Genomic DNA, 19,207 nt, shown 5'->3' with positions numbered 1-19,207 from the left:
CCGCCCGTGTGGGAGCAGACTGGGCTGATCGTTGTCGCGCAGGCCAGCACCTGAGGAGGGCCCATGTCCCGCGTGGTTCACTTCGAGATCCAGGCCGACGACGTCGAGCGCGCCAAGGCCTTCTATGGCGCCGTCTTCGACTGGTCCTTCGAGGACTACGGCCAGGTCACCGGCTCGCCCTACTGGGGTGTCGTCACCGGCCCCGACGACCAACCGGGGATCAACGGGGGGCTGCTGCAGCGGCCTGCTGCGACGCCTGGTGCGGGCCAGGGCACCAACGCCTTCGTGTGCACGATGCAGGTCGACGACTACGACGCGACGGAGCGGCGGATCCTCGACGCAGGCGGTCAGGTGGCCCTGCCCAAGGCGGCGCTGACGGGGATGGCCTGGCAGGGCTACTACCTCGACCCGGAGGGGAACACCTTCGGCATCCACCAGCCCGACCCTGAGGCGAAGTAGCGCTCGATCAGGCCGGCGCCGGACCGTCGACGTTGATCGTCGGAGTGCCATGGCCGCAGCGGACGATGACGGCGTGGGACGAGTCGTCGCCCGGGTTCGACTCACGGTGGATCGCGCCGGCGGGCACCCGGACGAAGTCCCCGGGACCTGCCTCGATGACGGCCTGTCCGCCGGGGCCCGACTCGAGCCGCATCCGACCCGACACGACGTAGATCGTCGTGTCGTGGTCGCCGTGGTGGTGCCAGCCGCTGATGGCGCCGGCCTCGGTGTCGACGGTGCCGGACCACATGCCCTGCGAGTGGATCGCCACCTGCCGGGCCATGCCCGGCGTGGGGTCGCCCGGCCGGAGCTCGTCGGCGCCGACGCGGTCGCACGGGAGGGCGGGGTCGTGCTCGGTCATGAGATCACCTCCGCTCGTCCATCAGCGTACGCAGGTTCGCCGGGACCGGAAGTGCAGGGGAAACCCTGACGAGGACCGGGGTCGACCCCAATGTCGCGCGGCCGCGGTTGGGCGGAGGGTGGAGATGTGGCCGCGGGAACCAGCTTACGTACCAACACGTGCGAGGCAGGTATCAGGCGGTCTCACCAGCAGCTCCTGAAGGCCGAAGCCGATCTCGAAAGAGTGCCCTCCGCATGACCACCCAGACCCTGTCGCCAGACGTGCGCCCCAACCTGCGCCCTGACATGCCCTGTGACGTGCCCCGTCCTGTGCAGCCGCAGCGCCCCGTGACATCACGCTCGGCCCTCCCCGTCCGCCGCGCGCTACAGGTCGGCGTCTCCCTGGCGGTCCTCGCGGCGCTGCTCGTCCTTGTCCTTCCCTCGGTCACCGGCGCCTCCTGGGAGTCGGCGACCCAGGCCCTTGCCTCGGTCTCGTGGTGGCAGCTCGCCGGGCTCACCGCGCTCTGGCTCGTCGGGCTCTGGGCCTACTCCTTCGTCCTCGCGGCCTCGCTGCCCGGACTCAGCAAGGGCCAGGGTTTCGTCCTCAACCTCGTCGGCAGCGGGGTCTCGAACCTGGCGCCCCTCGGCGGCGCCGTCGGTGTCGGCGTCACCTGGACCATGGCCAGGCAGTACGGCTTCACGCACCGCGCCATCGGCCTCTACACGGCCGTCACCGGCATCTGGAACATCCTCGCCCGGCTCGCCCTCCCGCTCGCCGGACTCGTGGGGCTGCTCGTCGTCGGGGCCCATGTCAGCGGCCCCGTGCTCGTGGCGGCCGGCGCCGGGGCAGCAGTCTGCGCCCTCCTCGTCGCCGTCGTCGTCGCGGCACTCGCGAACGACCGCTTCGCCGCGCGCCTCATCGCCGTCGTCGTCCGGTCCACTGGCTCGATCGCCCGGCTCGCCGGCCGGCCCGAGCCTGGGGGACTGGAGGCCTCGCTGGCGAGCCAGCGGGTCAGCGCCGTCGAGCTGCTCAAGCGCGGACGCGGCGGGCTCGTCGTCGGCATGCTCGCCTACCTCGTCCTCCAGGGCATCCTCATGTGGGCCTGCCTCGCGGCGGTCGGCAGCGATCTCGGCTGGGCCGAGGTGACCGCGGCCTACGCGTGTGGCCGGATGCTGACGACGGTCGTCCTCACGCCCGGTGGCACCGGTTTCGCCGAGACCGGGACCGCCGCCGTGCTCATCGCGCTCGGCGGCCACCCGGTCGTGTCGGTTGCAGGCGTGCTGCTCTTCAGCTTCTTCACGTTCGTCTGCGAGATCCCCGGAGGGGCCCTGGCCTACCTGTGGCACCTACGCGCCCGCGGCTGGCGGCGGCAGCCCCTGTCCCACAGGACGGTCAGCGAGTGCGCTGCTGGTTGAACCGGAGCATGTTGCCGGCCGGGTCCCGGAAGGCGCAGTCACGGACTCCGTAGGGCTGGTCGATCGGCTCCTGGAGGACCTCGCCACCAGCCGCGCGGATGCGCTCGAAGGTGGCGTCGACGTCGTCGGTGGAGAAGATGACGGCCCGCAGCAGGCCCTTGGCCAGCAGTTCGGCCATGACCTCCCGGTCCTTCGCAGAGGCGTTCGGGTCGGCGAGGGGCGGCTCGAGGACGATGGCGACGTCGGGCTGGGACGGCGAGCCGACGGTCACCCAGCGCATCCCCTCGTAGGAGACGTCGTTGCGGACCTCGAGCCCGAGCACGTCGCGGTAGAAGGCGAGGGCCTTGTCGTGGTCGTCGACGGCGATGAAGCAGGTCGAGAGCGTGATGTTCATGCGCTTCAACCTAGGGTCGCGCAGCGGGTTTCGCTTCTCCGTTCCTGACCGGTCTGGTGTGGATCTTGGCGATGCACGGCGGGATGGCGGCGCTCGCCTCGTGGTCGCGCGCGCGGTAGGCGCTCGGGCTCTCGCCGACCAGCTCGGTGAACCGGGAGCTGAACGAGCCCAGCGAGGTACACCCGACGGCGAAGCACACGTCCGTCACCGACAGGTCACCGCGGCGCAGCAGCGCCTTGGCCCGCTCGATCCGCCGCGTCATGAGGTAGCTGTACGGGGTCTCCCCGAAGGCAGCGCGGAAGCTGCGCGAGAAGTGGCCGGGGGACATCAGCGCGACGCGCGCGAGGGCCGCCACGTCAAGAGGGCTGGCGTAGTCACGGTCCATCGCGTCACGCGCGCGGCGCAACCGGACCAGATCGTCCAAGGTCACCCGACCACCATCCCACAGGCCGGTCAGCTAGGCCGTCGTGATTGCCTTGCGCCCCTTGGCGAAGTAGGTCAGGGGTCCGACGAAGTTGACCGCGATGATCGCGGCCCACTTCACCTTGCTGCCGTCGATCTCGCTCGCATCGCGCGTCGCGAGGTCCACCCACGCCGTCGCGGCCAGCGCGAGCTGGACCGATCCGGCCACGAGGACCACCGCCTGCTCCGCCGTCGTCAGGTCCGACCACTTCTTCCTGGCCATCCGCACTCCCTCCAGAACAGGTCCCCCGCACCCATCTTGCCCTGCCATATCCGGTCGCGCGTCAGCGCCGTGACGTGAAACGTTGGGACGGTGAAGATCTCGAATGGATCAGCCGAGCTCGCCACCGAGGTCGTGGGGGAGGGGCCCGATCTGCTCCTGCTCCATGCCGGTGTCGCAGATCGCCGGGCTTGGCGGCCGCTCGTGGAGCGGCTCGCACCGACGAACCGGTGCATCTCGTTCGACGCCCGAGGCCACGGCCAGACCACCTACCAACCCGAGCCCTTCTCGAGGGTGGGTGACGCCCTGGCCGTGCTCGAGGCCCTCGGCTCGGGCAGCGCGGTCGTCATCGGGAACTCGATGGGGGGACGGACGGCGCTCGACCTCGCCCTCGACCACCCGGAGCGGGCGAAGGCACTGGTCCTCATCGCACCCGCCATCAGCGGCGCTCCGCAGGGCGAGGACTCACTCGAGGTCCAGGCCATCGACGACCAGCTCGAGTCGGCCGAGGAGGCTGGCGACCTCGACCTGCTCAACCGGCTCGAGGCGCGGTTCTGGCTCGACGGCATCAATGGCGGTGTGGAGGGACGCGTCGGTGGGGAGTGCCGTGAGCTGTTTCTCGACATGAACCGACGGGCGCTGGCCGCGGAGCCGACGGGCGACGAGGACCGCAGCACGAACGCCTGGGAGCGCCTTGAGCAGGTCGCGGTGCCGACCTTCGTCGTCGTGGGTGACCTCGACTACGACGTGTCCACGGCCAACGCCCTGACGGCGGCACAGCGCATCCCCGGTGCCCAGGTCCTGCGGCTGCACGATGCCGCCCACCTGCCGGTTCTCGAGGCGAACGAGGCCTGCCTTCGGGCGGTCACCGAGTTCGTCACCGCCCACCGTTCGTAGGGACGTGCACCCGGAGCACCCGGCTCTCGATCATGGCCTCCAGCCACACGACGCCGGAGTGCTCGTCGCCGTCGACGTGGATCGTCAGGGGCGCCTCGGTGTCGACGCGGACCGATGTCGCTGTCCGGTAGCCGAGCCCGGCCACGTCCCGTGGCCAGTGCAGCAGGCCCTTCAGGGCGATCGGCACCCATCCCACGACGCGAGCCGGGGCGACGGCAGCGAGGTGGAGCAGTCCGTCATCGACCCGGGCGCCGGGCAGGACCTCGATGCCGAGCGGGATCCGACCGACGTTGCCGGCGAGCAGGCACCAGAGCTTGCGCTGCTCGGGTGGTCCTCCGTCGCGGCTGATCGTCATGGGCAGCAGGGATGCCCCGAGCGTCGCGAGCGCGGGAATGAAGTACGCGACCCACTGGGTGTGCTTCTTCAAGGCTGGCCTGACGAGCTCCACGGTTCGAGCGTCATGACCGATGCCTGCCAGGACGACGAAGGCTCCCTCGCGGACCTGGCCATCTCGTCGTCCCCATCGCGCCCGGCCCAGGTCCGCCTCGTGCGGCTCCCCGTCGAGTGCGACGTCGAGGGAGCGCTCGACGGACCCGAGCGGAAGGCGGAGGTTCCGGGCGTACAGGTTGGCGGTCCCGCGTGGCACGATGCCCATCGCCACCCCGGTCCCCGCGAGGGCGCTGGCTGCCTCACGGACGGTGCCGTCGCCGCCGGAGACGACAACAAGGTCGCTGCCGTCCCTCACCGCCGCAGCGGCCTGACCCGCGCCGGGGTCCTCGATCGTCGTCGCACGGATCCTCGGTGCGGGCCAGCCGCGGGACCGGCAGGCGGCCTCGACCGCGGCGTCGACGCGACCGGCCGGGTCCCGGACCGGGTTCGCAACGACGGCAACGCGCACTCATCGAGTGTGCCCGACTGGCGAGGCACCGTCCTGGCCAGCCCGGCACGGAGTCCACACTCGACGCCAGCCCGGCGCGAACCTTCCCGCCGTCCCCCTCGACTGTGCACCTCGCGCCACCGTGAAGGGAGCAACAACGGGACCGGCCGCGGTCACGACGGGTGCCCACGCAAGAGGCGCATGGCCTCGTCCCGTCACTCGTCCCCGACTGGAGTGGCACCAGCGGCAGGAAGTGCACACTCGACGAGAACCAGCCCGGCGCGGAGTGCACACTCGACGCGACCGAGCCCAGCGGCATACGGCCCCCTCTTCTTGGGGACGGCGGAAGGGGCCGAGGGCGAGCCTCGACCCCTTCCACTGTTCGACGATCACATGGTGGATGGCATGTGATCCGCGTCCGGGGCGGGCGCTTTGAAGTTGCCCTTCCCCTTCTCGCCGTTGATGAGACTCGTGTCCATCGCGTAGCTGAGCACGGCGTACGCCACTGCGTCCGAGTTCGCCTCGAGCGCCGCGAGGTTGACGTTGTCGAAGGTGTCGCAGGCCTGGTGGTAGCACGGGTCGTACGCCACGCCTGCCGTGCCGCCGTAGAGCTGTGCTTCCGCTGCGGTCTTGATCCCCTCGGCGCCGGTGAACAGTCCACCGGACGGGATGCCGATTGCGATGAACGGCCCGTAGTCAGAGCGTCCAGTGAAGTCGGTTCCCTGGTAGGGCAGGCCGCGCATCTCGAAGAACTCCTCGAAGGTCTGCTCGATCTGGGCCGAGCCCTCCGGTCCGGGGCCGGATCCGACGTCGTCCGAGTCGTCGCCGTCGTAGATCCCGAAGATGTGGTTCGGCGAGCCGATCATGTCGAAGTTGAGGTAGAGCGCGATCTTGTCCCGCTCCGCTTGGGGCAGGTTGTTGACGTAGAACGTGGATCCGACGAGGTTCGCCTCCTCAGCGCCCCACCACGCGAGGCGGATGGTGTTCTGCGGCTTCACCTTGGCCAGCTGCTGGCCGACCTCGAGCAGAGCCGCGGAGCCGCTGCCGTTGTCGTTGATGCCGGGTCCGGCGTTGACCGAGTCGAGGTGTGCGCCGGCCATGACGACGTTGTTCGGGTTCTTCCCGGGAAGTTCGGCAAGGACGTTCTCCGTCGTCGCGATCCCGCGGAACGTCGAGGTGGACACCCGGACGACCAGACCTGGGATCTTGGCAGCGAGCTGCGTACCGACCTCCAGCGAGGTCTGCACTACGGGGATGTCGAGGGTGAAGGAATTGCCCAAGGTTCCGCTGAGCTGCCCCGGAACGTTGTTGTAGATGATGACCCCGACCGCTCCCGCGTTGTAGGCATTCGTGGCCTTGAGGCCGAAGGTGCAGGAGAAGGTGTCGGTCGAGCCGCCGCGCTGGATGAGGGCGATGTTGCCTGCCGGGAAGCCCGCGAAGTCCGACTCGAAGCAGCCGGTGGCGACGCTCGGTGCGCTGACGGAGGCCGTCACGTCACCACTGCCGGAGTAGGTCATCACGGTTGCAGGAATGGTGCCGGGATTCGGCGCCACCTCTTCGACCACCGCCGGCTCGAGGCTGACGAAGGTCTGGAACTGGAACGCCTGACGGGTCACCTTCCACCCGGCCGCCTTCATGGTGTCGTCCACGTAGTCCACCGACAGGTCATAGCCGGGTGAACCGGACACGCGGGTGTTGCCGTTGGCAGTGGCGATCCTCTGGAACTCAGCCTGGTGCTCACGGACGCCCTCGACCGTCACGCACTCGAGGAGGTTGCTCATGCTGTTGTTGGTCCGGGGCTCGCAGGCCGGTGACGCCGCCGAGGCGGACATGGCGGCGACGGTGCCGCCGGTGGCGACGAGTGCGGCCGCCGCGAGGGCGGCAGCGGTGCGTTGCAAACGACTCATGTGGGTGCTCTCTCTCGATCGGGACCGCCGGGCGGTGGCGCCGACGGCATGCGACAGGTCTGTTGGGTGGTCAGGCATGAGAGTGCGAGACGTGGGTCAATCGGCGACTCGGATCCGCGCGGAGGGATGGGCGGCGCCGCGCCGCGCCGTCTGGAGGCTCGCTGACATCGTCGTCCGCATTCCCTTCGCCCCGAGGGGTCTGGTCGTTGGCCCAACCTAGCGACGGAGCGCGGGCCTGGGAAGGGCGCCGGGATCGGCGTCCGGGCGGGACATCCCGAACCGCTAGCCTTGCCGGTGGCTCAGCAGGCAAAGGGAAGGCGGGACTGATGCCGGCAATCGTGCTCGTCGGAGCGCAGTGGGGCGACGAGGGCAAGGGCAAGGCCACCGACCTGCTCGGCAGCACCGTCGACTACGTCGTCAAGTTCAACGGCGGCAACAACGCCGGCCACACCGTCGTCATCGAGCAGGACGGCAAGCGCGAGAAGTACGCGCTCCACCTGCTGCCGTCCGGCATCCTGTCCCCCAACTGCACGCCGGTGATCGGCAACGGCGTCGTCATCGACCTCGCGGTGCTCTTCGAGGAGATCGACGGCCTCGAGGCGCGCGGCGTCGACACGAGCAAGCTGCGGGTCAGCGCCAACGCGCACCTCATCCCGCCCTACAACCGGACGCTCGACAAGGTCGCCGAGCGCTTCCTCGGCAGCCGGCGGATCGGCACGACCGGCCGCGGTATCGGCCCCACCTACGCCGACAAGATGAGCCGCATCGGCATCCGCGTCCAGGACCTCTACGACGAGCACATCCTGCGACAGAAGGTCGAGGGCGCCCTCGCGTTCAAGAACCAGGTCCTCGTCAAGATCTACAACACGCGTGCGGCCGACGTCGACGAGGTGGTGACCGAGCTGTTGTCGTATGCCGCTCGGCTCGCTCCCATGGTCAGCGACGTCTCGCTCGAGCTGGGCCAGGCGCTCGACCGCGGCGACACCGTGCTGTTCGAGGCGGGCCAGGCGACGCTGCTCGACGTCGACCACGGCACGTATCCCTATGTCACGTCGAGCAATGCGATCTCGGCCGGGGCGTGCACCGGATCCGGGGTGCCGCCGACCCGGATCGACTCGGTCATCGCGATCCTCAAGGCGTACACGACCAGGGTCGGGGAGGGGCCGTTCCCCACGGAGCTGCACGACGACCACGGCGAGTTCCTCCGGAAGACCGGGGACGAGTACGGGACGACGACCGGGCGACCGCGGCGCTGCGGTTGGCTCGACGTCGTCGTGGGGCGCTACGCGACCCGCGTCAACGGGGTCACCGACTTCGTCATCACCAAGCTCGACGTGCTCACCGGCCTGGACAAGGTGCCCGTCTGCGTGGCCTACGACGTCGACGGGGTGCGGCACGACGAGATGCCGGTCAACCAGAGCGACTTCCACCACGCGAGGCCGATCTACGAGGAGCTGCCCGGGTGGTGGGAGGACATCTCCCGGTGCCGCACCTTCGACCAGCTGCCCGAGAACGCCCGGCGCTATGTGCTGCGCGTCGAGGAGCTCATCGGTGCCCGCGTTTCTGCCATCGGCGTCGGTCCCGGCCGTGACGAGATCATCGGGCGCCACCCGCTCAACCCCAGGCCCCCGCAACACACCGAATAGGTCACGACACCCCGTGGTCGGATCCCGGTTGGTCGTGACCTGCTCGGTGTGTTGCGGAGCAGAGCCGAATGGATGCAGAAGGAAGTCCCATGACTGAGCAGGTTGTCGCCGAGGACTGGGTCACTCGTCTGGCCGACGAGGTGATCTCGGAAGCAGAGCGGCGGGGGCTCCGAGGCCCGATCGTGTGCGCGTCGGGGATCAGCCCCTCGGGTCCGATCCACCTCGGCAACTTCCGCGAGCTCATCACGCCGCACCTCGTGGCGGACGAGATCAAGCGTCGGGGGATCCCGTGCGAGCACATCCTCTCCTGGGACGACTTCGACCGGTTCCGGCGGGTGCCAAAGGCTCTCGATGGCGTCGACGAGTCGTGGGAGGAGCACGTCGGCAAGCCGCTGTCCTCGGTACCGGCGCCGCACGGGTCGCCCCACCCGAACTGGGCGGACCACTTCAAGGCGCCCCTCCTCGAGGCGATGGAGGCGACGGGGATCGAGGTCCGGCAGATCAGCCAGACGGAGCAGTACCGCGCCGGCGCCTACCGCGAGCAGATCCTGCTCGCCATGCGTGAGCGAGCGGCGATCGACACGGTGCTCGCGCAGTACCGGACGCTGGAGGCCGTGGCCGACGCGCAGCAACGGGCGACGGGCAAGCGCAGGCGCCATGACTCCACCGGGAGGAGGCAGGCCACACTGACCGAGGAACAGGCCGCCGCGGCGACGGAGGCGGAGCGAGGCTCCGGCGCGGCGACGGAGGACGACGGCAGCGAGGGCACCGCCGGCTACTTCCCCTACAAGCCCTTCTGCTCCGTGTGCGGCACCGACTTCACGACGGTCACCGGGTGGTCCGGCGACTCCGGAGACGGCTCCCACCTGCTGACCTACGTGTGCACCAGGTGCGGCCACAGCGAGCAGGTCGACCTGGACACCTTCACCAACGGCAAGCTCGTCTGGAAGGTCGACTGGCCCATGCGGTGGGGCCACGAGCACGTGCTCTTCGAGCCGTCCGGCGTCGACCACCAGAGCCCGGGTTCGAGCTTCGTCGTCGGCAAGGACCTCGCGCCGCTGTTCGGCTGGGAGCGGCCGATCGGCCCGATGTACGCCTTCGTCGGCATCGCCGGGATGGCGAAGATGAGCTCCTCGAAGGGCGGCGTCCCGATCCCCAACGACGCGCTCGACGTCATGGAGCCCCAGGTCCTGCGCTGGCTCTACGCCCGGCGCCGGCCCAACCAGAGCTTCGACGTGGCCTTCGGCCCGGAGCTGCAGCGGCTCTACGACGAGTGGGACGCGCTGGTGCGCAAGGTCGCTGCCGGTCCGGAGGGCGGTGCCCAGCCGGGTGACCTCGCAGCGCATCTGCGCGCGACGTCAGTGGCCACGGCGACCGGTGTGCGCGAGCTGCCGACGACGCCGCGGCCCATGCCCTTCCGGACCATCGCCTCGGTGATCGACGTGACGCAGGGCGATGAGGCCCAGGCGGTGCGGATCCTGTCCCAGCTCGAGCCCGACAACCCGGTGCTCTCGATCGACGACCTTCGTCCCCGTCTCGACTGCGCCGAGCGCTGGATGCTCGGCTACGTGCCGGCCGAGGACCGCACCATCGTCCGGTCCGAGCCCGATGCCGAGCTGCTGGCCGGCCTCGACGACGAGCAGCGTGAGTCGCTGCGGCTCCTCGCGCAAGGCCTCGACGAGCACTGGTCGCTCGACGGCCTGACCCACCTCGTCTATGCCGTGCCCAAGATCCAGCGGGGCCTCGACCCGTCGGCCAAGGTGAAGGATCCCGAGCTGTCCCGGGCGCAGCGGGCGTTCTTCGTCCTCGTCTACCGGCTCCTCGTCTCCAAGGACACCGGCCCACGGCTGCCCACCCTGCTCCTGGCTGTCGGCGCCGACCGCACCAAGCACCTCCTCGGCCGCTGACACCCGAACTGCCCAGCCGACGCGGGGCATGCGAACGCCCCGGTCACGTCGTTGTGATCCGGGGCTTCGACTTTGGGTGGTGGTGATGCTGGGCGGGGGGCGAGATGCAGGGGGGTGCATCACGTCCCCCGCCCGGTGCGAGTCACGGGAACCGAGACTGCGCCGGACGTCGATGGGGCCTCGGGGGGAGAGACCGGCGGGGAGGGTGGGTGGTTCGCACGCCGTCGACGTCCCCCTAATCATCCCTCCCGCCACGGGTGAAGTCGACGGATCTCGCATTCCTTGAACAAGTCTTTACCTTGCCCGAATCGGACCTCCGGACAGCACGGTCATCCGGTGCGCTGCCCGCGTCAACGCGACGTAGAGCACCCGAATGCCGCCGGGGGACTCCCGGGCGATCTCGCGCGGGTCGACGACGACGACGGCGTCGTACTCGAGGCCCTTGGTCGACATCGGGTCGACGACCTGGACCCGCCCGTCAGGCGAGCCGGCGAGCGGAGCCAGCTCAGCGGCATACCGGTGCGGAGTGACGACGGCGATCGCGCCGGCCACCTGCTCGAGCAGTGCATCGACGGCACCCCGGACGGAGCTCCGTGCGTCCCGGCCGAGGGAACCCTCGACCACGTCGTGTCCCGTATCGCGAACCGCCTCGGGGATGTCCGCGTCCGGCACCTCACGACGGATGATGGCGGCGGCGTAGTCGAAGATCTCCCGCGCGTTGCGGTAGTTCGTGGCCATGTGGAAGGTGCGGCGCTGCTGCGTGCCGAAGGCCTCGTCGCGCGCGGCCCGGGCCTCCTCCGCGTCGGTCCACGAGGCCTGCGCGGCGTCCCCGACAACCGTCCACGACGCGTGGCGCCCGCGGCGGCCGATCATCCGCCACTGCATGGGGGACAGGTCCTGGGCCTCGTCGACGAGGATGTGCGCGTACTCGTCCGGCTTCCCGATCCGGCCCGCGAGCAGTCGCCCGCGCGGGTCCTCCGCGACGACCTCGGCGCGGGTCTCGCGGATGGCCGAGACGGGCTGCACCTCGGTGACGCCGTACTGGCTGAGGTCGTCGAGCTCCTCGATCTCGTAGAACCCGCGCTCCTCCCGGGGTGCGTCCTGGACCGGGCCCACCTTGGCGGACAGGTCGTCGATGAGGGCGACGTCGGCGACCGACCAGGTCCCGACCCCGAGGGCTGTGGCGAAGGACGCGGCGAGCAGGTCGACGGCATGGTCATCGAGGACGCCTCGGCCATGGCGACGCAGGAGGTCGGGGTCGGCGAGCCAGGTCAGCACCTCGCGGGGGTCGACCTGCGGCCACCAGACCGCCATGAACGCCTCGACGTCCAAGTGGTCCTCCCACCTGTCGAGGAACTCGGCCTTGGCGTCGCGGTCGCCGGTGATGCCGAGCGACGACCAGGCGGCCTCGCCCAGGGCCGCCCGTGCAGCCGCGGTCGCGAGGTTGCGCTGGTGCTGCCTCAACACCTGCGACCGCACGCGGTCGAGGGTCGGGGCCTCGAGGCGGACGGCACGTCCGGCGACGAACGCCCGGAACTCGGTCGGCGCTTCCGGCACGCGGCCGCGGGCCGCCTTGCCGAGGACGGTCCGGATGCGCGTGGAGCCCTTGATGCGGGCCACCTCGGGCGGGTCGAGACGCTCGGTGTCCACCGCGTCGACGACCTCTCCGACCGCGCGCAGGGTCACGGACTCCTCGCCGAGCGAGGGCAGCACCCGCTCGATGTACGCGGTGTAGGCACCGGACGGTCCGATGACGAGAATGCCGCCCGACTCGAAGCGTCGCCGCTCCGAGTAGAGCAGGTACGCGGCTCGGTGCAGGGCGACGACCGTCTTGCCCGTGCCCGGCCCACCCGAGATCTCGGTGACGCCGCGCGCGGTGGCGCGGATCGCCTCGTCCTGATGGGCCTGGATCGTCGCGACGATGTCGCGCATCCGCCCGCTCCGGGACCGCGTGAGCGCGGCCATGAGGGCGCCGTCGCCCACGACGACGATGTCGTCCGGCACCTCGGGCACCATGAGGTCGTCCTCGACGCCGATGACGGTGGACCCTCGGCTGCGCAGGACCCGACGTCGCAGCACGCCCATGGGCTCGACGGGCGTGGCTCGGTAGAACGGTGAGGCCGCCGGGGCGCGCCAGTCGATGACGAGCGGCTCGTAGTCGTCGTCGCGCACCCCGAGTCGGCCGATGTAGCGCACCTCGCGGTCCTCCGGACGCGAGGTCGCCCCGTTGCCGCCTTGCCGGAGCATGCCGTGGTCGATGTCGAGCCGCCCGAAGACGAGACCCTCGTGCTCCGTGTCCAGCATGCTGCGCCGCTTGGCCGCGTGGTACATCAGCGCGTCCCGCTCGAAGAGACCGGCTCCCTCGGCGTCACCGACCTCGACCGTGCGGCCGAACTGGCCGCGGGCCAGGCCTTCGGCCTGGACGACGTCCGCGCGACGGCCGGCCTTCTCGAGCTCGGCCATGACCCGGTCGACATGGTCCTGCTCGACCGCGATCTGCTCCGCCACCACGTCCGGCACGGCGGTCAGGGGGTCCGGAGGGGCGGCGGGTCGAGTCTGGGAGGACGAGGAGCTCACAGCCATCCAATGGTTCGACGGTGCGCCCGGAATGGACGCGGGAACCATCAAGTCTAGTGTCATGGCATGGCGCGACCTGACTGCATTCCACCAACCGGTGATCCGCTGGTCGGTCGCGTCGTGCGGCTCGACGTCACGCGCCCGGAGGACGTGGAGGGCCTCTTCCCGGTGTACTCGGACCCCGTCGTCTACACGCAGGGCTATGCGATGGCGCTGCCGCCCGCCTCGCCGGCAGAGCTGCAACCCCTCGTGAAGAACGCGATCGGCGCCAGACAACCCGATGGCACCGGGCGCACGGCCTACACCATCCGCCTCGTCGAGGACTCGGTCCTCGGGGCGGCCGGCACCATCGTCGGCACGAGCTCGCTCGGCGACGTGGACGTGCAGCGTGAGCACGTCCACCTCGGCTGGACGATGTACGGCTCACGCTGGTGGGGCTCGGCGGTCAACCCGGAGTCCAAGCTCCTCCTGCTCGCCCATGCCTTCGAGACCTGCGGCTTCGGACGCGTCAAGCTGCAGACCGACGTCATCAACGCCCGGTCCCGCGCCGCGATCCGGGGGCTCGGCGCCACCTTCGAGGGCATCACCCGGCGGGACCTCCGTCGTGCGGACGGGACCTGGCGCGACTCGGCGGTCTACTCGATCCTCGTCGACGACTGGCCTGCGATCCGCGCCGCCCTTCAGGCCCGATTGTCCCGAAGCTCAGCGCAGGCCGGCGTGTGAGCTCCACAGGGCCCCGGCCCGGTGGGCTGCCTCGACGACGAGAGCCGAGAGCTCCGGCCTGTCCGGCACCCTGAACGAGACGTAGTTGCCGCGCCCGCCAGCGACCGGCCGCCCGTAGGCCTTCGCGGCGAGGTGGCCGTCGGGCAGGAGTCGCACGTTGAGGGTGGTGAGCACGAACTCCTCGCCGCGTCGCGTGTCCGTCCAGCGCAGGGGCTCCGGGATGGTGACGTTGATCGCGAGCGCGCTGACCTCGACCGATGTGTCACCGCTCATGGAGGCAATGCTGTCACCGGGCCGTCCCGACGAGCCAATAGGCTGGCCGCCGTGAAGGTCCTCGTCCTCGGCTCCGGCGCCCGTGAGCACGCACTCGTCAAGGCGATCGCCGCCGACCCCGAGGTGGATGCGGTCATCGCAGCGCCCGGCAACCCCGGCATCGACGCGACCGCGCTCTGCGTCCCCGTGGACATCCTCGACGGCGAGGCCGTCGCCTCGCTCGCCCGAGAGCACGACGTGGACCTCGTGGTCGTCGGGCCGGAGGCGCCGCTCGTGGCGGGAGTTGCTGACGTATGCCGCTCAGCCGGGTTCCCGGTCTTCGGACCTTCCGCGGGGGCTGCGTTGCTCGAGGGCAGCAAGTCGTTCGCCAAGGAGATCATGGCCGCCGCCGAGGTGCCCACGGCCCTCGCGCACATCTGCACGACGCTCGAGGAGGTCGCATCCGCGCTCGACGCCTTCGGGCCGCCGTACGTCGTCAAGGACGACGGCCTGGCCGCCGGCAAGGGTGTCGTCGTCACCGACTCCCGCGAAGAGGCCCTCCGGCACGGCGAGCGGTCCCTCGCCAAGGCCGGCGGGCGGGTCGTCGTCGAGGAGTACCTCGAGGGGCCCGAGCTGTCGGTGTTCTGCATCTCCGATGGGACACACGTCGTGGCCCTGGAGCCGGCCCAGGACTACAAGCGGGTCGGTGACGGCGACGTCGGGCCGAACACCGGCGGCATGGGCGCCTACTCGCCGCTCGACTGGGCCCCACCCGGCTTGGCGGAGGACGTCGTCGCACGCGTGGCCCAGCCGACGATCGACGAGATGCATCGGCGCGGGACGCCCTTCGTCGGCGTCCTCTACATCGGGTTGGCCCTGACCAGGCGTGGACCCAGGGTGATCGAGTTCAACGTCCGCTTCGGGGACCCGGACGGGCACGCGAGCTTCGTCCGGCTCGAGTCGCCCTTCGCGCAGCTGCTCCTCGCCGCCGCCACGGGCGAGCTCGAGGGCTTCGGCCGCCTTCGCTGGGCAGACGACTACGCCGTCGTCGTCGTCATCGCCTCCGAGGGCTACCCCGCGGCGCCGCGAACCGGTGACCCGATCACGGGGCTCGACGCAGCGGGCGAGGTGCCCGGAGTCGTGGTGCTGCACGCCGGTACCCGGCGTGACGACTCCGGCGCGCTCGTCTCAGCCGGGGGGCGGGTCCTCAACGTCGTCGCGGTGGGCAGCGACCTCGGGAAGGCAAGGTCAGCGGCATACGACGCGGTCTCGGTGGTGGAGCTCCCCGGTTCTCACCATCGCAGGGACATCGCGCTCCGGGCAGAGCTCGGCGAGATCACGGTCTGACCGGGGACCGGCGCAGCGCCCGCGGCGCGGCGGCGGCGCGCCCTTGGTGGGTGCACCACGGCTGCGGCCACCGCTCGGTGGGCGTCGTGCCACTCGGCGAGCCGCCCGCCCCGACTCACCTCGCGCAGGCGGGCCTCTGTCCGGGCCCGGTCCTGCTCATCGGTGACGATGATGAGCTGGTCGTGCGTGCGGAGCCTGGTGCCCGGTCGCGGACGAGCTCGTCATCAGCCTCAAGACCGTCGAGCGGCACCGAGCCAACGTGCTCGGCAAGCTCGGGATGCGAGACCGCGTCGAGCTCACTCGTTATGCCATCCGGGCCGGCCTCGTCGAGCCGTGACCACCTGAGACCGACTGTGACCGGACCCTGCTGCTGACGCGGTGGGAGGATGTGCGGCGTGACGACGAGCGACGCGCCCTCGGACCTGCCTCTGGACCTGCCGGGCTACCAGCACGTCTACTCCGGCAAGGTCCGTGACCTCTACGCGCCGGTCGACTCGCAGGGCGAGGTGGATCCCGACCGACTGCTCCTCGTCGCCTCGAACAGGCTGTCCGCCTACGACTGGATGATGGCGCCGGAGATCCCCGACAAGGGTGCGGTGCTGACGAGGCTGTCGCTGTGGTGGTTCGACCAGCTCTCCGACCTCGTCCCCAACCACGTCGTCTCCACGGACGTGCCGGCGGTGGTGGCAGGCCGCGCCCTGCTCGTCCGCAGGCTCGAGATGCTCAGGGTCGAGGCCATCGCGCGCGCCTACCTGACCGGGGGTGGCCTCGAGGAGTACCGGGCCAAGGGCTCGGTCTCCGGGGCGCGACTGCCGGAGGGGCTCGTCGACGGCTCGCGCCTACCGGAACCGGTCTTCACACCGACGACCAAGGCCCCCGTCGGGGAGCATGACCTGCCCATGACACCGGCCCAGGTCGAGGCCGAGCTCGGAGTCGAGGTGGCGGCGGAGATGTCGCGTCTGACCAGGGCCATCCTCGTCCGGGGGAACGAGATCGCCTCGCAGCGAGGGATCCTCATCGCCGACACAAAGGTCGAGTTCGGCCTGCGCCCAGACGGATCCGGCGGCCTGGTCCTGGCCGACGAGGTCCTGACGCCCGACTCCTCGCGATTCTGGCCCGCCGACCAGTGGGAGCCCGGACACCCGCAGCCGTCCTACGACAAGCAGTTCGTCCGTGACTGGCTGACCTCGCCCGAGTCGGGCTGGGACCGCAGCAGCGGCGAGCCCCCACCGGAGCTGCCGCCCCACGTGGTCGAGCAGACCCGGGCGAAGTACATCGAGGCCTACGAGCGAGTCACCGGCGCGCCCTTCTGAGCGGAGTCGCCGGCACCCCTCAGACAATTGGTCCCGAGTCCGATGGTCGGTGGCCTGGCGCCCGAAACTGCACCACAATCGGTCCACGGCCCGATTGTCGGAGCGAGGCCGGTCAGCGGTCAGCCGAGCCCGATCAGGCCGGCTCGGCGACGTCCCCCATCCGTCCGGGGAAGTGCAACCGCCACTCGTCAGACAGCCGCGGCACCGCCATTCCCTTGTCCCGCATCGCCGAGATGATGCGCTGCAGCGTCTGCCCGGGAGTGTTGTAGATGTCCTTGGACCTGACGATGACGATGCGCCAGTTATCGCCGTCCATCCATTCGCGACGGTCGATGTCGCCGTCCCACTGCCGATCCGACTCGGCGTGCTGCCGACCGTCGTACTCGATGACGAGCCGGAACCGTGGATAGCTGAGGTCGAACCGGTATCGCACCGAGCCGTCCGGCCACAGGATCTTGTGGTTGATGGTCGGCTCCGGCAGGCCGGCGAGGACCATGAGCATGCGGACGCGGGACTCCATCGGTGAGTCGACGTCACGTCGGACGAGACTCGCGGCCCGACGCAACAGCCGCTGTCCGCGACCCCGAAAGGTCTTCGCCGCGGCGACGAGCTCTTCGGGCGTGACGCGTGCGGCCTTGACGAGCGAGTCACCCAGCACCACGAGGTCGACGAGGCCGAGTTCGCCCCCGAGGTCGAGGAAGCTCTGCCTCGGCGACGTCAGCCGGAGCCCATTGAGCCTGCTGCACTCCTGCCCGCCGACCTTCACCCGGTGCGCATGGATGCCGAGAACCTTGCGTCTCGACCCGTCGATGGACAGATGGACGTGCCCATCGTCCGGGACGACGCCTCCCCAGATACGTGCCGCGGTGTGGTGGGATGCGGCAGCGTTCTCGGCGCACAGGAGCAACGCCCCAAAGGCCTTCATCCACTCGGTGATCGTGGTGTCACGGTGGACGTACACGCCGTGGAACAGCTTCCGGTACCTGCGGTTCCGGAGCTCCCACTCCGTGACCCCGGGGGGCAGGTGGAGAGAGCGCTTCACACGCCCCGTGGACTCGTCGCGGTTCCTGGTGACCGTCACGCGGAACGGCATGGTCGGGGGCAGCGGCAGCGGACGCGAGGGCATGGGATGAACGATGGCCAACCCCAAAGGTCCGGTGCCGCGGTCATCCACAGCCTCCGAAGCGTCCGGACAGTCTCCGACTATCGGACCGAGGCCCGACTGTCGCGGCCACTCCGCCGCATCCGACGCCGACTGTCGGACCGGGGCCCGACAGTCGGTGCCTTCCCCGGGCCCCGACGCCGACAATCGGACTGCGGCCCGATTGTCGGCGGTCCGAGTGGGAACCCGACGCGTCACACGATGCGTGACACGCCAGGCAGCCTGGTCAGGAACCAGCCGAGGGCGAACGAGATGCCCACCCCGAGCGCCGAGACCGTGAGGTACGCCGCCTCCGGTGGCCAGGGCAGCAGCCGGACCCCGAGCACGAGCGCCACCAGGCCGCCCTGGTGGACGAGGAAGGCGCCGAACGCCGAGCGCCTGAGCACCCAACCGAACCGACCTGGCTGCTCGTCGAAGCGTCGCCAGAACAGGTCCACGAGCCAGAGCGGGACCGTGACGAGAATGACGCCCTCGACCACCGAGAGCACGCCTGACTGCCAGGTTCCGTGACCGAGGAAGAGGGCCAGGTCCATCCCCGACACCCCAGCGAGCCCCATGATGGCGACGCTGGCAGACATGCCGACCCAGGCGATCCACCTCATGCGGCGGCCCAGCCCAGCCCCGAGCGGAAGCCATCCGCGTTCGGCAGCGAGCACGCCGAGGGCGAATCCGACCACCCATCCCGGTGCCTGGGCCAGGGCCAGGCGCCAGAGCTCCTCGCCGAGTGGCGTCTCGGTCCTGATGAGGAAGGACATCCCGGCGATGGCGAGCGCAAGAACAGCCAGCTGGGACGGGCGCAAGGGACGCGGCACGGGCTCCGGGCGAGGACGCCACGTGCGCAGGCCGGCGTAGGCGACCGAGAAGAGGAAGAGGACGCCGAGGAACCAGGTGGGCCCGGGAGCCGGAGGCCACCAGATCTCCGGGACGAACGCCCAGAAGCCGTCGGTCCAGCCGGCGTTGTCGGGGTCCACGTACTCGATCGGCGGACTGAGGAGGACGACGAACGCCAGCATCGGGACGAGCAGCCGCACCACCCGGTCGAGGATGAAACGCCGCGCGCCCTTCCGCTCGAGGGACCGCGGCGTGAAGTAGCCGGCGATGAGGAAGAACAAGGACATCCCGAACAGTGCCCCCAGGGCGGCGACCACGGTGAGCAGCGTCAGGAGTGGCTCGCGGACCGGGGTCTCCCGGAACACCCAGTTGCCGACGCCGGTCCAGGCCATCGTCGTGTGGGCGACAATGACCCCCGCGACGAGCACGACCTTGAGGT

At 70.4% G+C, this 19,207-nt stretch carries 18 protein-coding genes and 1 pseudogene; 9 read left to right on the top strand and 10 right to left on the bottom strand.

Features of this window, described 5'->3' with window-relative positions:
* Positions 1-63 precede the first annotated feature (63 nt).
* Positions 64-459, top strand: a complete 396-nt coding sequence (locus tag VJN29_RS06730) for a VOC family protein (protein ID WP_324142847.1) — start codon at positions 64-66, stop codon at positions 457-459.
* Positions 460-466: 7 nt separating this feature from the next.
* Here the strand turns inward: VJN29_RS06730 and VJN29_RS06725 are convergent, their stop codons facing one another.
* Positions 467-859, bottom strand: a complete 393-nt coding sequence (locus VJN29_RS06725) for a cupin domain-containing protein (RefSeq protein ID WP_324142846.1) — start codon at positions 857-859, stop codon at positions 467-469.
* A gap of 233 nt (positions 860-1,092) precedes the next feature.
* On the opposite strand from VJN29_RS06725, the gene VJN29_RS06720 reads away from it, so the two are divergent.
* Positions 1,093-2,253: a YbhN family protein gene (locus tag VJN29_RS06720; protein WP_324142845.1), complete on the top strand. Its 1,161-nt coding sequence runs from the start codon at positions 1,093-1,095 to the stop codon at positions 2,251-2,253.
* On the opposite strand, the gene VJN29_RS06715 is transcribed toward VJN29_RS06720, so the two are convergent.
* From VJN29_RS06715 to VJN29_RS06705, 3 genes are all read right to left on the bottom strand, one after another.
* Positions 2,231-2,647 (bottom strand): VOC family protein, encoded by a 417-nt coding sequence (locus tag VJN29_RS06715; protein ID WP_324142844.1) that lies wholly within the window; start codon positions 2,645-2,647, stop codon positions 2,231-2,233. The genes VJN29_RS06720 and VJN29_RS06715 overlap by 23 nt on opposite strands.
* 10 nt (positions 2,648-2,657) lie before the next feature.
* On the bottom strand, positions 2,658-3,032 hold the full coding sequence (locus tag VJN29_RS06710) for a helix-turn-helix transcriptional regulator (RefSeq protein WP_324142872.1): 375 nt from the start codon (positions 3,030-3,032) through the stop codon (positions 2,658-2,660).
* Between the two features lie 72 nt (positions 3,033-3,104).
* Entirely contained in the window at positions 3,105-3,332 is a 228-nt protein-coding gene (locus tag VJN29_RS06705; protein ID WP_324142843.1) for a PLDc N-terminal domain-containing protein, read from the bottom strand.
* 90 nt (positions 3,333-3,422) lie between these two features.
* On the opposite strand from VJN29_RS06705, the gene VJN29_RS06700 reads away from it, so the two are divergent.
* Positions 3,423-4,226, top strand: a complete 804-nt coding sequence (locus VJN29_RS06700) for an alpha/beta hydrolase (protein ID WP_324142842.1) — start codon at positions 3,423-3,425, stop codon at positions 4,224-4,226.
* Here VJN29_RS06700 and VJN29_RS06695 read toward each other — a convergent pair.
* Both VJN29_RS06695 and VJN29_RS06690 read right to left on the bottom strand, forming a co-directional pair.
* Complete coding sequence (locus VJN29_RS06695; RefSeq protein ID WP_324142841.1) at positions 4,207-5,124, bottom strand: diacylglycerol/lipid kinase family protein; 918 nt, start codon at positions 5,122-5,124, stop codon at positions 4,207-4,209. The two genes, VJN29_RS06700 and VJN29_RS06695, sit on opposite strands and share 20 nt — an antisense overlap.
* Before the next feature lie 368 nt (positions 5,125-5,492).
* A complete protein-coding gene (locus VJN29_RS06690) occupies positions 5,493-7,010 on the bottom strand; it encodes a M28 family metallopeptidase (RefSeq protein ID WP_324142840.1) in 1,518 nt (505 codons plus the stop codon).
* Positions 7,011-7,336: 326 nt separating this feature from the next.
* Between VJN29_RS06690 and VJN29_RS06685 the strand changes: the two genes are divergently transcribed.
* Entirely contained in the window at positions 7,337-8,656 is a 1,320-nt protein-coding gene (locus tag VJN29_RS06685) for an adenylosuccinate synthase (RefSeq protein ID WP_324142839.1), read from the top strand.
* A gap of 89 nt (positions 8,657-8,745) precedes the next feature.
* Complete coding sequence (gene lysS / locus VJN29_RS06680; protein WP_324142838.1) at positions 8,746-10,563, top strand: lysine--tRNA ligase; 1,818 nt, start codon at positions 8,746-8,748, stop codon at positions 10,561-10,563.
* 294 nt (positions 10,564-10,857) lie between these two features.
* Here the strand turns inward: lysS and VJN29_RS06675 are convergent, their stop codons facing one another.
* Positions 10,858-13,146, bottom strand: coding sequence for a HelD family protein (locus VJN29_RS06675; protein WP_324142837.1), 2,289 nt, complete (start codon positions 13,144-13,146; stop codon positions 10,858-10,860).
* Between the two features lie 60 nt (positions 13,147-13,206).
* Here VJN29_RS06675 and VJN29_RS06670 point away from each other — a divergent pair, with 60 nt between their 5' ends.
* The gene (locus tag VJN29_RS06670; protein WP_324142836.1) at positions 13,207-13,863 is read left to right on the top strand and encodes a GNAT family protein; all 657 of its coding nucleotides are present in this window, start codon (positions 13,207-13,209) and stop codon (positions 13,861-13,863) included.
* Here the strand turns inward: VJN29_RS06670 and VJN29_RS06665 are convergent.
* Positions 13,843-14,136, bottom strand: a complete 294-nt coding sequence (locus VJN29_RS06665; RefSeq protein ID WP_324142835.1) for a hypothetical protein — start codon at positions 14,134-14,136, stop codon at positions 13,843-13,845. The two genes, VJN29_RS06670 and VJN29_RS06665, sit on opposite strands and share 21 nt — an antisense overlap.
* A 51-nt stretch (positions 14,137-14,187) precedes the next feature.
* Between VJN29_RS06665 and purD the strand changes: the two genes are divergently transcribed.
* From purD to VJN29_RS06655, 3 genes and pseudogenes are all read left to right on the top strand, one after another.
* Positions 14,188-15,462, top strand: a complete 1,275-nt coding sequence (gene purD / locus VJN29_RS06660) for a phosphoribosylamine--glycine ligase (protein ID WP_324142834.1) — start codon at positions 14,188-14,190, stop codon at positions 15,460-15,462.
* A gap of 217 nt (positions 15,463-15,679) precedes the next feature.
* Positions 15,680-15,799: pseudogene (locus VJN29_RS20325) on the top strand (LuxR C-terminal-related transcriptional regulator); the annotation flags it as partial.
* Between the two features lie 49 nt (positions 15,800-15,848).
* Positions 15,849-16,775 (top strand): phosphoribosylaminoimidazolesuccinocarboxamide synthase, encoded by a 927-nt coding sequence (locus VJN29_RS06655; protein ID WP_414654328.1) that lies wholly within the window; start codon positions 15,849-15,851, stop codon positions 16,773-16,775.
* A gap of 133 nt (positions 16,776-16,908) precedes the next feature.
* Here VJN29_RS06655 and VJN29_RS06650 read toward each other — a convergent pair whose 3' ends face one another.
* Positions 16,909-17,901, bottom strand: a complete 993-nt coding sequence (locus VJN29_RS06650; protein WP_324142832.1) for a DUF559 domain-containing protein — start codon at positions 17,899-17,901, stop codon at positions 16,909-16,911.
* A gap of 230 nt (positions 17,902-18,131) precedes the next feature.
* Positions 18,132-19,207, bottom strand: a 1,076-nt coding sequence (locus VJN29_RS06645; protein ID WP_324142831.1) for an acyltransferase, incomplete at its 5' end; no start/stop codon positions are given.

The organism is Intrasporangium sp. (genome assembly GCF_035280925.1).
Lineage (GTDB): Bacteria > Actinomycetota > Actinomycetes > Actinomycetales > Dermatophilaceae > Intrasporangium.
The sequence above is the reverse complement of the archived record's forward strand: the minus strand, read 5'-3'. Positions and strand labels throughout refer to the sequence as shown.